This window comes from Clostridium nigeriense, assembly GCF_900086595.1.
Taxonomy (GTDB): domain Bacteria; phylum Bacillota; class Clostridia; order Clostridiales; family Clostridiaceae; genus Clostridium; species Clostridium nigeriense.
In genome coordinates this window covers 465,544-479,967 of record NZ_LT575472.1, presented here as the reverse complement: position 1 = coordinate 479,967, position 14,424 = coordinate 465,544, and the positions used below count along the sequence as shown (strand labels likewise).

Sequence of the window (14,424 nt, the reverse complement as noted above, 5' to 3'; positions counted from 1 at the left end):
AACTATTAATAATTTATTATTACAAATAGCAAAAGAAAGATTTTCTAAAAGAAAATCTTTCTTTATATTATGATATATGCTTGAAATAAAGTTCTTCTCCATTACAATAAACTTCTAAATTGTCTCCACCCTTAATGCAGCCTTTTAGCATTTCTTCACTTAACTTATCTTCTAACTCTTTTGCAATTATTCTTCTTAAAGGCCTTGCACCATAATTAATATCAACACCCTTATTTACTAAGAATTTTTTACTATCCTCATTTAAGTTTATTGTTATTTTTCTCTCTCTTAATTTATCTATTGTATTATTAAGCATTAAGTTAACAATTTTTAATATATCCTTATCTCTTAATTTCTCAAATACTATAACTTCATCTATTCTATTTAAAAACTCCGGTTTAAACTGTTTTTTTACCTCTTCCATTATGTTTTTCTTCATATTTTCATATTCATTATTTTCAAAATTACTTTGATTGAAGAATCCAACTGTACTCTGTTTTTTTATATCATGTGCTCCAACATTTGAAGTCATTATGATAATAGTATTTTTAAAATTAACAGTTCTTCCTTTACTATCCGTAAGCTTTCCATCTTCCATGATTTGAAGAAGAATATTAAAAATATCTGAATGAGCCTTTTCAATTTCATCTAATAGTACAACAGAATAAGGATTCCTTCTTACAGCTTCTGTTAATTGTCCTCCCTCTTCATAGCCTACATATCCCGGAGGAGCTCCTATTAATCTAGATACAGAATGCTTTTCCATATATTCAGACATGTCTATTCGTATTAGATTTTTTCTATCTCCAAACAACACTTCTGCTAAAGTATTAGAAAGCTCAGTTTTACCAACGCCTGTTGGTCCACAGAATATAAATGCTCCTATTGGCCTATTAGGATCCTTTAACCCAACTCTCGCTCTTCTTATAGCTCTTGCAACTGCAGTAACAGCTTCTTTCTGTCCTATAATTCTTTCTTGAAGAATATCCTCTAACTTTAATAACCTTTCGGATTCTGCTTCAGTTAACTTTTCTACTGGAATCTTAGACCATACTGATACTACTTTTGCTATCTGCTCTTTATTTACTATATTACTAAATTCACTTATATTATAATTAATTTTTAAGTTATTAAGCTTATCTTTAATTTCCTTTTCTTCATCTCTTAGATAAGCTGCCCTTTCAAAGTTTTGGCTTTTAATTGCAAGTTCCTTATACCTAGAAATATCATCTAAACTTTTTTGTAAATCAATAACTTCTGGTGGTGAAACTAAATTTTCTATTCTTACCTTTGCAGAAGCTTCATCAATTAAATCAATAGCTTTATCTGGCATAAACCTATCACTTATATACCTATTAGATAATTCTACTGCTGCCTCTAGTGCCTCATCTTCAATCTTAACCATATGATGAATTTCATATTTTTCTCTAAGACCTTTTAATATTTCTAGAGTTTCCTCAGTTGATGGTTCTTCTACCATTACAGGTTGGAATCTTCTTTCTAAAGCTGAATCTTTTTCTATATACTTTCTGTATTCATCTATAGTAGTTGCTCCAATACATTTAATTTCTCCTCTAGCAAGTGCAGGTTTTAAAATATTTGATGCATCTATTGCTCCTTCTGCTCCGCCTGCTCCAACTATAGTATGAATCTCATCTATAAATATTATTATATCTTGAGAATTTACTATCTCGCTCATAACTTTCTTTAATCTATCTTCAAATTCACCTCTATACTTAGCTCCAGCTATCATAGCAGTTAAATCTAAAGCTATTATAGATTTATCTTTCAATATATCAGGAACCTTACCTTCTGCTATTAATTGAGCCAATCCCTCTATAACAGCAGTTTTACCTACTCCAGGTTCTCCTATTAAGCATGGATTATTTTTTCCTCTTCTACATAATATCTCAAGGACTCTTTTATTTTCATTTTTTCTCCCTATAACTGGATCAAGCTTTCCTTCCTTAGCTAATAAAGTTAAGTCTCTACCATATTGACTTAACATAGGAGTCTTTACACCATTCTTCTTACTTTTATCATCTGATTGCTTTAAATCCTTTGAATCATTTTTATTAAGAAAATTTACAAGTTCATTTTTTACTAATTTTAAATCTACTTTTAAATTTGAAATTATTGTGTAAGCTATACTCTCAATATCGTCTAATAGAGCTAAAAGAATATGTTCTGGATTTATATAATTATGATTATACATCATTGATTTAGCTAAGCTATCATCAAATATTCTCTTAGTTCTAGGATTTAATAACATTTCTCCTATTGATATATCAATATCTCCAAAACCTAAGTATTCTTCTATAATATTTCTAGCTTTATCTATTGTAACTCCATTAATATATAATACTTTGTTAGCAAAGCCCCCCTCTTTTAATATTCCCAAAAGAATATGCTCAGTTCCTATATATCCATGTTTAAAATACTGTGATTCCTTTTGAGCTTCTAAAAGTACTGTCTGAGCTCTTTCTGTAAATTTACCAAAAACCATAAATACCTCCATACCCTATTGCTAAATTACAATTCACAGACAAACTATAGATATATAACATACATTAAGATAATACAATAGCTAAAATTCCCTTTAACATATCTGCTCTAAGTTTATTTTTATCATCAACAGATGTTAAAGTTCTGTCATTTAAAGAAATTTTAATAATCTCGTACTCCTTATTAGTAATAGATTTCGTATCCTTTAAATGATTTAAAATAGATAAAGCATTTCCATAGGTTATACTTTCCCCTATAGAATTATTTATTATATTTAACCTTTCAGCCTTATCATCGTATGTTATCTTTTTAATAACTATACATCCCCCGCCACCTCTTTTACTTTCAATAATATATCCTTTTTCATAAGTAAACCTAGTAGTTAAAACATAATTTATTTGAGATGGTGCACAGGAAAATTTATCTGCTAATTCATTTCTTTGAATTAATATTTTTCTTTCTCTTTCTTCATTTAATAAATCCTTTATAAAATTTTCTATTGTATCTGAAATTCTTGCCATATATTCACCTTCTTAAACTTAGTTTCAAAATTGACCTTCTTTGACTTTTATTATATATTATTAGTTTTAATATGTCCAATTATTATATTTTTCATTTTAAAGGAATTATGTTACTCCTTTTGTTTAAACTATATAAGAGGTGATACATATGGAAATTAAGTGGATTGGCCATAATAGTTTTTTAATAAAAAATTCTTTTGGAAAGAAAATTCTCCTAGATCCAATGCAAATATATCCCTATATACAAAAATATGATTTAAGCCCAGATATAATTACATTTAGTCACTCTCATAACAATGAAATTATTAATTATTATATAGATAGTAATTGTAAAATAATTAATTCAGCATTAAAATATCAAGATAATCACTTTCGTATTGAAGGATTTACTAGCTTTAGAGATAATTATGAAGGTTTTAAAAGAGGTGAAAATATAATTTATATTATAGAAATAGATGGTTTTAAATTATGCCATCTTGGCTCCTTAGGCCATATATTGGATGACGATTTAATTAGTAATTTATTAGATATTGATGTTTTATTTATACCTGTTGGTGGCCACTTTTGCTTAGATGGACACTCAGCTTCTAAGCTTGCCTCAGAAATAAAACCTAAATATATAGTTCCAATGAGTTTTAAAACATCCTCAGAATACTTTTATCTAGACGGACCACTTAAATTTTTAACTTCTTATAAAAATATAATTTCTTATAACTCTAATATAATTTATTCACAGGACTTAGACTTTTTTAACAAACAGACAGTAATATTATTAAGACAAAATAATAAAGAACCGCTAATTTAGCGGTTCTTTATGTAGAATTATGCTTGTACTGGAGCTCCTACTGGACAAACATTTGCACAGTTTCCACAATCTATGCAAGTATCCTCATCGATAACGAATTGAGTATCTCCTTGACTTATAGCATTAACTGGACATTCTGCAGCGCAAGCACCACAGTTGATGCATGAATCTTCAATTTTAAATGCCATTATCAGCACCTCCTAATATTATGAATCTATTTCAATCACTATTTTATCATAAGGGTAAAAAATTTTAAAGACTTCTAAAAAAATATCTAAAATATAATTTTAATTAATACTGTATCCTAGTTCTTCAATAGATGCTATTATTCTATCTAAAACTACAGTTTTATCATCATAAACAATGTTAACTTCTTTTTTAGATATACTAATTTCACAAGCAATAACGCCTTCGTTATGAGATATAACATCTTTTATACTAATAACATCATTATTTGTATTAAGATTTGAAATCTTTAATACTGTCTTCATTTAATACCCTCCTTTAACTATCCTTTATTAGATCCTTTATTAGATTTTTATCTTCTGGTGAATCTATTTCTAATTTAATTTCAGATTCATCTATAGAATCTTCATATCCACCTTCAATTAATTCAATATCATCTATCTTAAATTCTTCTACTACCTCTTCATCGCCTCTTCTATACTTAACTTTCACATTTTCTTTAACGGTATTATTACTAATAACTTCACCCTTAAAATCACCCATTTTTACTATAGAACCGATCTTAGGTAATCTCTTTCTTATGTCTTCATAAGTACTTTGCTCATAATTTAAGCAACACATTAGTCTTCCACAGATACCTGATATTTTAGTTGGATTTAATGACAAGTTTTGTTCCTTAGCCATTTTTATTGATACTGAAGCAAAATCTCCAAGGAATGTCGAACAGCATAATGGTCTTCCACAAGGTCCTAAACCTCCAAGCATCTTCGCCTCGTCTCTTACTCCTATTTGTCTAAGCTCTATTCTAGTCTTAAATATTGTTGCTAAATCCTTAACTAGTTCTCTAAAATCTACTCTTCCATCTGCAGTAAAGTAAAATATAACTTTATTATTGTCAAAGGTATATTCTACATCTATTAATTTCATATTTAATCCATGCTCTTCAATTTTTTTCAAACATATATCTAAGGCATCTTTTTCCTTTACCTTATTTTCCTTATGTTTATTTATGTCATCTTCTTGAGCTACTCTAATAACGCTCTTTAATGGAGCTACTATATCTGATTCAGGAATTTCCTTAATCCCTATAACGCATTCTCCAAATTCTATTCCTCTTGCTGTTTCAACAACAACAAAATCACCTTTTTTTATTTCTAATCCACTAGGATCAAAATAATATATCTTTCCGGCTTTCTTAAATCTAACGCCTATTACTTTTATCATTATTAAACCTCCATAAAACCTATAAGCATAACTCTAATAGTTAATTGAAAATTAGAATTGCTTAGTAATGATTTTCTAGCCTCTCCTATTTTATCAATAATTTTATTGAGTTTCTTATAGGACATTTCAATAGCTAATTTTTTTATGCTTTCAATTTTATCCCCATTTATTATTCCATTGTCATCATTGATTTCCTTATAAACTATTATATCTCTTATAAAGGAGGCTAAAATGTTTAATATATCTTCCTTCTTATCCTTAAATACTACTATTTTTGTTTCAAAATCTAAAAGTTCTATAGAACTACTCTTTGTTATTAAAAATAAAAGTTCTACTAAGGTATTTCTTAAGTCCTTTAAAGAGGAATCCCTTAAAAAGGCTTCAGCTTTTCCAGGGACCCCCTCACTAAAGGCAATAGCAGCATTAACTTCTTCTTCACTAAAATCATCACTGTTCATATTACTTAAATAAGTTCTTATTTCTCCTTTGGTTAAAGGAGATAGCTTATAAATCTGACATCTTGATTTTATAGTATCTAAAATTAATTCTAAACTTTCACATAATAAAATTATATAAACACCATTAGGTGGTTCTTCTATAGTCTTTAGAAGTGCATTTTGTGCTTGTACTGTTAATTTATTTCCATCATAAATTATTATTACCTTTTTATCTCCCTCAAAAGGCTTCTTATTGATTTCTTCTACGATTTCTCTAACATCATCAACCCCAAATGAAGCTTTTTTACACCTATAATTTATAATATCAATATAATCCTTATCTTCTAATTTACCTAATATATTTCTAGCAAATTTATTAGCTAAATTACTTTTTCCAATACCATCGGCTCCTACAATTATATGTGCATGGGAAATTTCACTTAAGTCTACTCTTTTTTTGAAACTATCTATTATGCTTTTATGTCCAATAATTTCTCCCATTACACCCTCCAAAATTATATTTTAATAAATTGATCTACATCTACTACGAATATTGTTGCTCCTCCAACTTCAATTTCAATTGGATAAGACATATACATATCCATATTACCTGTTATAGGAGTTGGCGTAGTAATAATTTGCTTTCTAGTTTTACAAATATCTTCTACGACATCTATAACCTTTTGTACCTTGTCTGCTTCTACACCTATAATTAAGGTTGTATTACCAGATTTTAAAAACCCTCCTGTTGATGCTAATTTAGTTACTCTAAATCCAGCCTCAGTAATTGCGTCAACCAAATCTAGTGCATCATCATCCTGTACCATAGCTATTACTAGTTTCATATTAACCCCTCCCGTAAAATATTCTCCTTTATAATATTTTATCATAAATGCTCTGTAAATTAAGCAAAAACTTTATTTTATATTATATTTTATTCAATAAAGTTCAAAATTATATTCTTAACTTCATTAAAAACTTCTTCTATAGACTTTTCTGCGTTTATAACTTGAAAATTATCTTGATTTTCTTCTACTAATTTATAATATCCATCTCTTACCTTATTATGAAAATCTAACTTTTCTAAATCCAATCTATTAACTTCCCTATCTTTATTTTTGTTTATTCTGGACAATCCTACTTCTGGAGAGACATCAAATAATATATTTAAATCTGGCATATATTCCCCTACTGCAAACTTATTTATTTCAAATATTTCTTTAACATCTATTTCTCTTGCATATCCTTGATATGCCAAAGAGGAAAAAATAAACCTATCACATAAAACTATTTTTCCCTTATTTAGTTCTGGAATAACCTTTTCTACTAAATGCTGTCTTCTGGCAGCTGCATATAACAATGCTTCTGTTTTTCTATCCATTTCTGTATTCTTTGTATCTAAAATGATGTTTCTTATATTCTCTGAAATTCTTATTCCACCGGGTTCTCTAGTTTTAATACATTCTATTCCACTATCAATTAAAAACTCGTATATCATTTCTAATATAGTGCTTTTCCCCGAACCTTCTCCACCTTCAAATACTATAAACTTTCCTCTGTTCATTTTATTTACCTCATATTATTAATTTATATTTTCTTAAAAGCCATTTCTTTACATTTTCTTTATAAAACTCATATTGTATATCATTGACTTCAATATTGGAAATTATATCGTAACAACCATGACATAATAAACTTTCCTTAGTAATTATATCACCTAAACATAATTCTTTACTACAAACCTTACACTTATTTTTATTTTCGTCAATTGTTTTATTTTTTAAATCCATAATAATTCCCCCTTTTTATTATAATTCTCACCCCTTATTATAATTTTTATACTTTTTGTAAATGCTATTTAATCAGTAAAACTTTTTATAAATTCTTAAAAAATAAATAAATATTCTACTTTAGGGAAAATTATAAACATAATAAATTGGGAGGAACTTAAAATGAAACAAGAAATGATTAGTTATATTGAAAAGCATAAAGATGATTTAAAAAGCTTAAATAGATTTTTATACGACAATCCAGAAAAAAGCTATGATGAGTTTAACTCTTATAATTATATTTGTAATTTATTAGAGAAACATAACTTTGAAATCAAAAAAAATTTTTTAGATTTAAAAACCTCATTCTATGCATCTAAGGGAAGTGGCAATCCAAATATTTGCTTTTTGTGTGAATATGATGCTATTGAAAATGAAGGGCATATTACAGGTCACAATTTACTAACTACTACCTCTGTAGCTGCAGCCTTAGCTTTAAGTTCAATTATCGAAAAGATAGGTGGTTCTGTGACATTAATAGGGTGTCCTGGCGAATATTTAGGTGGTACTAAATCAGTAATGGTTAAACAAGGAGTTTTTAATGATATTGACGTTGTTCTAGTTGCTCATCCTGATGTTGTAACTTCAGAAAGCGGAAGTTCTTCTGCAATTATTCCTCTAAGTATTAAATTTCTTGGTCACAGTGGACTTAGCTTCCTAAATAAAGAAACTTATACATCATTAGATGGAATACTTTTAACTTTTAATATATTAAATTCATTATTGAAGGGGTTTCCAAAAGATGTAGAAGTAAACTCCATTTTATCTAATGGAGGATTTACCCCTTTACTATTACCTATAGAATCAGAAGCTAAATTTTATATAAGATCTAAAGAAATGGATATAGCTAGAATAGTAGAAAGTAAATTAAGGGAAATTGCTATTTATGTATCTAAGCTTATTAGAGTCCAAAATACAATTTCATTATATGAACCTGAAAATGAAGAACTAATAACTAATAGAACTTTAAATAGGTTGTTTAGTCATAACCTTAAAGAAACAGGTATCATTAATATTGATGGTCCTAGAGATATACATTCTGGATTAAGTTTAGGCATAGTAAGTAAAACTATTCCATGCATTCAACCTTTCTTCTCTATAATAGAAGATAATAATATAAAATATGGGACTAAAAATTTTGCTAATGCCACTATTTCTAATCATGCTATAGAAGAATCATTAAAAGTAGCTTTAGCACTAGCCTTTACTGGTCATGATATTATTGCAAAGGAAAATCTCCTTAGTGAAGTAAAAAATGAATTCTATAAAAAATAGGCTCTAAACAGAGCCTATTTTATACTACTTCTTTTCTAGTTAAGTTACATTTTAATTCTCCATGCCTTATTATTTTATTAATAAACTTATCGCTTGGTTGAAATTTAATTTTTTCTAATTTGTTTCCATTTTTAAAAATACAATAATAAGATTTAGCACCTATTCTATTGCATAAGTATTTTTTACACTTAATAGTAAATTGGTATTCCTTAGGCATATCTGACTTTTCTCCTATATAGACTACATCAGACATTCTTATGCTTTCTAAGTTCTTTTCTTCCTTATTACTTATTAAATTAATTATAAGCTTGTCTGCAATAACTGCATACTTATAAGAAACAAAACAACTTCTAATCTCCTTCGATATTAAAACTACTGTTACAACTACTAATGTTCCATTAAAGATATATCCAATTATATGCTGATTATATTTAGATCTTTCAATTGCCTCTGCTAAATAAAGAATAGCCGTAATTGAAAATAAAATCATAGCTATAACTGGAACTCTCTTTTTTGCAACAATTTCTCTATGCATCATTTTCTCATTTATCCCCCATTAAATATTACTTCCATGTAATAAGCAATATCGTGATTATACTAATTATTTTTATATTTGACCAGATTTGTTTTCAATTAATAAAGATTGTATTTATAGCATTATCCAAAGTTAAGATGAATTATTTTATTCACTTGCATTATTACTATGAATATCTCCAATTATCTCTATATTTATAATTAAATAAACTTATATAAGGAAATTTAAAAATTTATTAGAATTATAGACTTTGAATAATTTCTAAAAAAAATAAAATTATTTAAGTATGTTACAAAATCAATAATACATAGTATAATTATCTATGAAATCTATTTAGGAGGTTTAATTATGATACAAATATACAAAAGTATTGGTGAAAATAATCCATCACTAAAAATATTAGATAATTTAGAACCAGGATGTTGGATAAACATAATAGCACCATCAGATGAAGAACTAATATTAATATCTAAAAAGACTGGTGTCCCACTATCCTTTTTAAAAGCTCCTTTAGATGACGAAGAAACCTCTCGTATAGATATTGAGGATAATTGCCTATTAGTTATAGTGGATATTCCTTTTACTGAAATGGAGGATAACTCCTTAACATACGATACATATCCTTTAGCAATAATACATACTGAAAAACAAATAATAACTGTTTGCTTAAAAAATAGTAGAATATTAACTGATTTTATAAATGGAAAGGTTAAATCTTTTTTCTCATTTAAAAAATCACGATTCATATTACAAATATTAAGTAGAATATCTAATTCTTACTTAGTTTACTTAAGACAAATAGATAAAAAAAGCTTAATGATAGAAAAAAGACTCCATAAATCCATGAAAAATAGAGAATTGATTCAATTACATTCTCTTGAAAAATCATTGGTTTACTTTTCAACATCTCTTAAAGCAAATGAGATAACCTTAGAAAAAATGTTAAAACTTGATATAATGCAAAAATATGAAGAAGATCAAGATGTCTTAGAAGATGTAATTATAGAAAATAAACAGGCAATAGAAATGACTGAAATTTATAGTAATATACTTGCTAGTACTATGGACTTTTTTGCATCAGTTATCTCTAATAATCTAAATATAGTTATGAAGGTCTTAGCCTCTGTTACTATTTTAATGGCTATTCCAACAGTTATAGGCGGATTATTTGGTATGAACTTTATTAGAATGCCACTTATTCATAACGAATACGGATTTGAAATAACTATGATTATAACCTTAGTTTTAACCTTTGGAACAGCTTATTTACTTTACAAAAAAGATATGTTTTCATAAAAATAAAGCTAGCTTTGTACTAGCTTTATTTTTTTTATAATATATTAAAATATAAGTATTATAAAGTAGGTGTATATTTTTGTTCAAAAGAAAACTTAAGGTCCTAAATAATTACGCAACCATCGGAATAGTAGCTCCTGCTTCCCCTGAATCCCCAGAATCTATTGACTCAAAAATAGAATCCTTTGAAAAATTAGGTTTTAAAATAAAAAAAGGAAAACATTTATATGATAACTATGGTTATTTAGCAGGAAATGATAAAGATAGAGCTGAGGATTTAAATTCTATGTTTGCAGATAAGAAAATTGAGGCCATTATCTGTCTTAGAGGCGGATACGGTTCAATTAGAATGGCTCAATATCTAGATTTAAAATTAATAAAAAATAATCCAAAGCCTTTCTTTGGATATAGCGATATAACATTACTACTAAATTATATTAATAATAAATGTAACTTTCCAACTTTTCATGGTCCAATGATAACTTCAAACTTTAATGACATTACTACTAAAGAATATTTTCTTAAGATAATTAAACATAATAAAAGTAAGATTATTTACAATTTAAAAGATATTTGTTCTGATAACTTTTTAATTTGGAACAAAAAAGATTTTACTGGAAATATAGTTGGCGGCAATTTATCTATTATTTGCTCTACTTTAGGAACACCATATGAAATAAATTTTAATAATAATATTTTACTAATTGAAGATGTTGATGAAAGCCCTTATGTTGTGGATAGAATGCTATCTCAGTTAATATCCTGTGGAAAAATTCAAAAATTATCAGGAATAATTATAGGATATTTCACTAATTGTATAAATAAAAATAATAATATTACTGTTGAAGAAATACTAAAAGAAAAACTTATCCCTTTTAATATCCCCATAATTCAAGGCATTAAAATAGGTCATGATTATCCTAATATAACCTTCCCTATAGGAAGTAGCTTTAAGTTTTCTTGTAGGGAAAATTTGCTTATTCAAAAAGAAATTATTTTTAAATAGTTAATAAATATTTTTTAGACGCAAAAAAATCCTACAAGATTTCCTTGTAGGATTTTTATTTGGAGGCGCCACCCGGATTTGAACCGGGGAATAAAGGTTTTGCAGACCTCTGCCTTACCACTTGGCTATAGCGCCATACCTGGTGGCTCGACCAGGAATCGAACCAGGGACACGAGGATTTTCAGTCCTCTGCTCTACCGACTGAGCTATCGAGCCACATTACCTGGCAACGTCCTACTCTCCCACACAGTCTCCCATGCAGTACCATCGGCGCTGTAGAGCTTAACTTTCCTGTTCGGAATGGAAAGGAGTGTTTCCTCTACGCCATCATCACCAGATGTTATGATTCTCCAAATCTTCATTTGGTAAGAATCTTGTACTTCTATTTGAAGTTCAGAGTGTTCTCTGAAAATTGCATATGAATTAATAACTTATTTTGGTCAAGCCCTCGACCTATTAGTATCAGTCAGCTAAATATGTTACCACACTTACACCTCTGACCTATCAACCTTGTGTTCTTCAAGGGGTCTTACTAGCTTATGCTATGGGAAATCTCATCTTGAGGGGGGCTTCACGCTTAGATGCTTTCAGCGTTTATCCCTTCCCGACTTAGCTACCCAGCTATGCTCCTGGCGGAACAACTGGTGCACCAGAGGTCAGTCCATCCCGGTCCTCTCGTACTAAGGACAGCTCCTCTCAAATTTCCTACGCCCGCGACGGATAGGGACCGAACTGTCTCACGACGTTCTGAACCCAGCTCGCGTGCCGCTTTAATGGGCGAACAGCCCAACCCTTGGGACCTACTACAGCCCCAGGATGCGACGAGCCGACATCGAGGTGCCAAACCTCCCCGTCGATGTGGACTCTTGGGGGAGATCAGCCTGTTATCCCCGAGGTAGCTTTTATCCGTTGAGCGATGGCCCTCCCACGAGGTACCACCGGATCACTAAGCCCGACTTTCGTCCCTGCTCCACTTGTGGGTGTCGCAGTCAGGCTCCCTTCTGCCTTTGCACTCTACGAACGATTTCCGACCGTTCTGAGGGAACCTTTGGGCGCCTCCGTTACATTTTAGGAGGCGACCGCCCCAGTCAAACTGCCCACCTAACAATGTCCCGTCACCAGTTTCATGGCGTCCGGTTAGAATCCCAATACTGTCAGGGTGGTATCCCAAGGATGACTCCACTAAGGCTGACGCCCTAGCTTCTCAGTCTCCCACCTATCCTGTACAGACAATATCGAAACTCAATGCTAAGCTACAGTAAAGCTCTACGGGGTCTTTCCGTCCAATCGCGGGTAGCGAGCATCTTCACTCGCACTACAACTTCGCCGGATTTGCAGTTGAGACAGTGCCCAAGTCATTACGCCATTCGTGCGGGTCAGAACTTACCTGACAAGGAATTTCGCTACCTTAGGACCGTTATAGTTACGGCCGCCGTTTACTGGGGCTTAAGTTCACACCTTCGCTTGCGCTAAGTGTTCCCCTTAACCTTCCAGCACCGGGCAGGCGTCAGCCCCTATACATCAGCTTGCGCTTTAGCAGAGACCTGTGTTTTTGCTAAACAGTTGCTTGGGCCTATTCTCTGCGGCCTGCTCTCACAGGCACCCCTTCTCGCTAACTTACGGGGTCAATTTGCCTAGTTCCTTAACTGCAATTCTTCCGATGGCCTTAGGATTCTCTCCTCATCTACCTGTGTCGGTTTGCGGTACGGGCACTATTTCTCTCTCTAGATGCTTTTCTTGGAAGCAGGGAATCAGATACTTCAGTCTAAAAGACCTTCCCCATCACACCTCAGGATTGTTAAGACGGATTTGCCTATCTTAACTCCCTAAATGCTTAGACTAGCATTTCCAATCGCTAGCACATCCTATCCTTCTCCGTCACACCATCGATAATAACGATAATAGTGGTATTGGAATATCAACCAATTGTCCATCACCTACGCCTTTCGGCCTCGGCTTAGGTCCCGACTAACCCTGGGCGGACGAGCCTTCCCCAGGAAACCTTAGATTTTCGGCCTGTAAGATTCTCACTTACATCTCGCTACTAATGCCAACATTCTCACTCGTAATCAGTCCACCGCTCCTTACGGTACGACTTCAGCCCGATTACGACGCTCCTCTACCGCTCAAGTAATCTTGAGCCCGTAGCTTCGGTGGTAAGTTTGAGCCCCGGACATTTTCGGCGCAGGATCTCTCGACTAGTGAGCTATTACGCACTCTTTAAATGAGTGGCTGCTTCTAAGCCAACATCCTAGTTGTCTTAGAAATCCCACATCCTTTACCACTTAACTTACACTTTGGGACCTTAGCTGACGATCTGGGCTTTTTCCCTTTTGACCACGGATCTTATCATTCGTAGTCTGACTGCCGGACTAATAGTATATGGCATTCGGAGTTTGATAAGGTTCGGTAAGCGATATGCCCCCTAGCCCATTCAGTGCTCTACCTCCATTACTCATATCCGACGCTAGCCCTAAAGCTATTTCGAGGAGAACCAGCTATCTCCGAGTTCGATTGGAATTTCTCCGCTATCCACAGCTCATCCCATGCTTTTTCAACAGCAACGTGGTTCGGTCCTCCACGGGGTTTTACCCCCGCTTCAACCTGGCCATGGATAGGTCACCCGGTTTCGGGTCTACGGCATGCAACTAGTCGCCCTATTAAGACTCGGTTTCCCTTCGGCTCCGTACCTTAAGTACTTAACCTTGCTACATACCGTAACTCGTTGGCTCGTTCTACAAAAAGCACGTCATCACCCTCATAAGGGGCTTTGACCGGTTGTAGGCACACGGTTTCAGGTTCTAT

Annotated in this window: 14 protein-coding genes, 2 tRNA genes and 2 rRNA genes (1 of these 18 only partly in view); 4 read left to right on the top strand and 14 right to left on the bottom strand. The window is 31.6% G+C overall.

From position 1 onward, the window contains the following. Nucleotides 1-67: 67 nt before the first annotated feature. Complete coding sequence (locus BN6774_RS02580) at nucleotides 68-2,506, bottom strand: ATP-dependent Clp protease ATP-binding subunit (protein WP_066889776.1); 2,439 nt, start codon at nucleotides 2,504-2,506, stop codon at nucleotides 68-70. A gap of 64 nt (nucleotides 2,507-2,570) precedes the next feature. Then, nucleotides 2,571-3,026, bottom strand: a complete 456-nt coding sequence (locus BN6774_RS02575) for a CtsR family transcriptional regulator (protein ID WP_066889774.1) — start codon at nucleotides 3,024-3,026, stop codon at nucleotides 2,571-2,573. A 148-nt stretch (nucleotides 3,027-3,174) separates the two neighbouring features. On the opposite strand from BN6774_RS02575, the gene BN6774_RS02570 reads away from it, so the two are divergent. Continuing rightward, complete coding sequence (locus tag BN6774_RS02570) at nucleotides 3,175-3,831, top strand: MBL fold metallo-hydrolase (RefSeq protein WP_066889773.1); 657 nt, start codon at nucleotides 3,175-3,177, stop codon at nucleotides 3,829-3,831. A gap of 17 nt (nucleotides 3,832-3,848) precedes the next feature. Here the strand turns inward: BN6774_RS02570 and BN6774_RS02565 are convergent, their stop codons facing one another. From BN6774_RS02565 to BN6774_RS02535, 7 genes are all read right to left on the bottom strand, one after another. Further along, nucleotides 3,849-4,019 (bottom strand): DUF362 domain-containing protein, encoded by a 171-nt coding sequence (locus tag BN6774_RS02565; RefSeq protein ID WP_066889771.1) that lies wholly within the window; start codon nucleotides 4,017-4,019, stop codon nucleotides 3,849-3,851. 99 nt (nucleotides 4,020-4,118) lie between these two features. Beyond that, nucleotides 4,119-4,322 carry a heavy-metal-associated domain-containing protein gene (locus tag BN6774_RS02560; protein ID WP_066889768.1) on the bottom strand — a complete coding sequence of 68 codons (204 nt, stop codon included), beginning with the start codon at nucleotides 4,320-4,322 and terminating at the stop codon, nucleotides 4,119-4,121. Nucleotides 4,323-4,335: 13 nt separating this feature from the next. Beyond that, complete coding sequence (locus tag BN6774_RS02555; RefSeq protein ID WP_066889766.1) at nucleotides 4,336-5,241, bottom strand: PSP1 domain-containing protein; 906 nt, start codon at nucleotides 5,239-5,241, stop codon at nucleotides 4,336-4,338. A gap of 2 nt (nucleotides 5,242-5,243) precedes the next feature. After that, entirely contained in the window at nucleotides 5,244-6,179 is a 936-nt protein-coding gene (locus BN6774_RS02550) for a DNA polymerase III subunit delta' (protein WP_066889764.1), read from the bottom strand. Nucleotides 6,180-6,193: 14 nt separating this feature from the next. Then, a complete protein-coding gene (locus BN6774_RS02545) occupies nucleotides 6,194-6,523 on the bottom strand; it encodes a cyclic-di-AMP receptor (protein ID WP_066889762.1) in 330 nt (109 codons plus the stop codon). An 89-nt stretch (nucleotides 6,524-6,612) separates the two neighbouring features. Further along, on the bottom strand, nucleotides 6,613-7,242 hold the full coding sequence (gene tmk / locus BN6774_RS02540; RefSeq protein WP_066889760.1) for a dTMP kinase: 630 nt from the start codon (nucleotides 7,240-7,242) through the stop codon (nucleotides 6,613-6,615). Between the two features lie 10 nt (nucleotides 7,243-7,252). Further along, on the bottom strand, nucleotides 7,253-7,468 hold the full coding sequence (locus BN6774_RS02535) for a sigma factor G inhibitor Gin (protein WP_066889758.1): 216 nt from the start codon (nucleotides 7,466-7,468) through the stop codon (nucleotides 7,253-7,255). Nucleotides 7,469-7,630: 162 nt separating this feature from the next. On the opposite strand from BN6774_RS02535, the gene BN6774_RS02530 reads away from it, so the two are divergent. Continuing rightward, nucleotides 7,631-8,782 (top strand): zinc-binding metallopeptidase family protein, encoded by a 1,152-nt coding sequence (locus tag BN6774_RS02530; protein ID WP_066889756.1) that lies wholly within the window; start codon nucleotides 7,631-7,633, stop codon nucleotides 8,780-8,782. 19 nt (nucleotides 8,783-8,801) lie between these two features. Here BN6774_RS02530 and BN6774_RS02525 read toward each other — a convergent pair whose 3' ends face one another. Continuing rightward, a complete protein-coding gene (locus BN6774_RS02525) occupies nucleotides 8,802-9,320 on the bottom strand; it encodes a hypothetical protein (RefSeq protein ID WP_084766839.1) in 519 nt (172 codons plus the stop codon). A 345-nt stretch (nucleotides 9,321-9,665) separates the two neighbouring features. Between BN6774_RS02525 and BN6774_RS02520 the strand changes: the two genes are divergently transcribed. Both BN6774_RS02520 and BN6774_RS02515 read left to right on the top strand, forming a co-directional pair. Further along, complete coding sequence (locus BN6774_RS02520) at nucleotides 9,666-10,613, top strand: magnesium transporter CorA family protein (RefSeq protein ID WP_066889754.1); 948 nt, start codon at nucleotides 9,666-9,668, stop codon at nucleotides 10,611-10,613. A 79-nt stretch (nucleotides 10,614-10,692) separates the two neighbouring features. Continuing rightward, nucleotides 10,693-11,619, top strand: a complete 927-nt coding sequence (locus BN6774_RS02515; RefSeq protein WP_066889752.1) for a S66 peptidase family protein — start codon at nucleotides 10,693-10,695, stop codon at nucleotides 11,617-11,619. A gap of 60 nt (nucleotides 11,620-11,679) precedes the next feature. On the opposite strand, the gene BN6774_RS02510 is transcribed toward BN6774_RS02515, so the two are convergent. The 4 genes from BN6774_RS02510 to BN6774_RS02495 all read right to left on the bottom strand — a co-directional run. Then, nucleotides 11,680-11,754: transfer RNA gene (locus BN6774_RS02510), tRNA-Cys, on the bottom strand. 5 nt (nucleotides 11,755-11,759) lie between these two features. After that, nucleotides 11,760-11,835: transfer RNA gene (locus BN6774_RS02505), tRNA-Phe, on the bottom strand. 5 nt (nucleotides 11,836-11,840) lie between these two features. Beyond that, nucleotides 11,841-11,957, bottom strand: a 5S ribosomal RNA gene (rrf, locus tag BN6774_RS02500). Nucleotides 11,958-12,055: 98 nt separating this feature from the next. After that, a 23S ribosomal RNA gene (locus BN6774_RS02495) occupies nucleotides 12,056-14,424 on the bottom strand (it continues 536 nt past the right edge of the window).

What these genes read in the sequence shown, in the direction of transcription:
- BN6774_RS02525 (WP_084766839.1), bottom strand. Translation starts at nt 9,320, where the DNA reads ATGATGCATAGAGAAATTGTTGCAAAAAAGAGAGTTCCAGTTATAGCT.
- BN6774_RS02565 (WP_066889771.1), bottom strand. Translation starts at nt 4,019, where the DNA reads ATGGCATTTAAAATTGAAGATTCATGCATCAACTGTGGTGCTTGCGCT.
- BN6774_RS02545 (WP_066889762.1), bottom strand. Translation starts at nt 6,523, where the DNA reads ATGAAACTAGTAATAGCTATGGTACAGGATGATGATGCACTAGATTTG.
- BN6774_RS02520 (WP_066889754.1), top strand. Translation starts at nt 9,666, where the DNA reads ATGATACAAATATACAAAAGTATTGGTGAAAATAATCCATCACTAAAA.
- tmk (WP_066889760.1), bottom strand. Translation starts at nt 7,242, where the DNA reads ATGAACAGAGGAAAGTTTATAGTATTTGAAGGTGGAGAAGGTTCGGGG.
- BN6774_RS02575 (WP_066889774.1), bottom strand. Translation starts at nt 3,026, where the DNA reads ATGGCAAGAATTTCAGATACAATAGAAAATTTTATAAAGGATTTATTA.
- BN6774_RS02555 (WP_066889766.1), bottom strand. Translation starts at nt 5,241, where the DNA reads ATGATAAAAGTAATAGGCGTTAGATTTAAGAAAGCCGGAAAGATATAT.
- BN6774_RS02580 (WP_066889776.1), bottom strand. Translation starts at nt 2,506, where the DNA reads ATGGTTTTTGGTAAATTTACAGAAAGAGCTCAGACAGTACTTTTAGAA.
- BN6774_RS02535 (WP_066889758.1), bottom strand. Translation starts at nt 7,468, where the DNA reads ATGGATTTAAAAAATAAAACAATTGACGAAAATAAAAATAAGTGTAAG.
- BN6774_RS02530 (WP_066889756.1), top strand. Translation starts at nt 7,631, where the DNA reads ATGAAACAAGAAATGATTAGTTATATTGAAAAGCATAAAGATGATTTA.
- BN6774_RS02560 (WP_066889768.1), bottom strand. Translation starts at nt 4,322, where the DNA reads ATGAAGACAGTATTAAAGATTTCAAATCTTAATACAAATAATGATGTT.
- BN6774_RS02570 (WP_066889773.1), top strand. Translation starts at nt 3,175, where the DNA reads ATGGAAATTAAGTGGATTGGCCATAATAGTTTTTTAATAAAAAATTCT.
- BN6774_RS02550 (WP_066889764.1), bottom strand. Translation starts at nt 6,179, where the DNA reads ATGGGAGAAATTATTGGACATAAAAGCATAATAGATAGTTTCAAAAAA.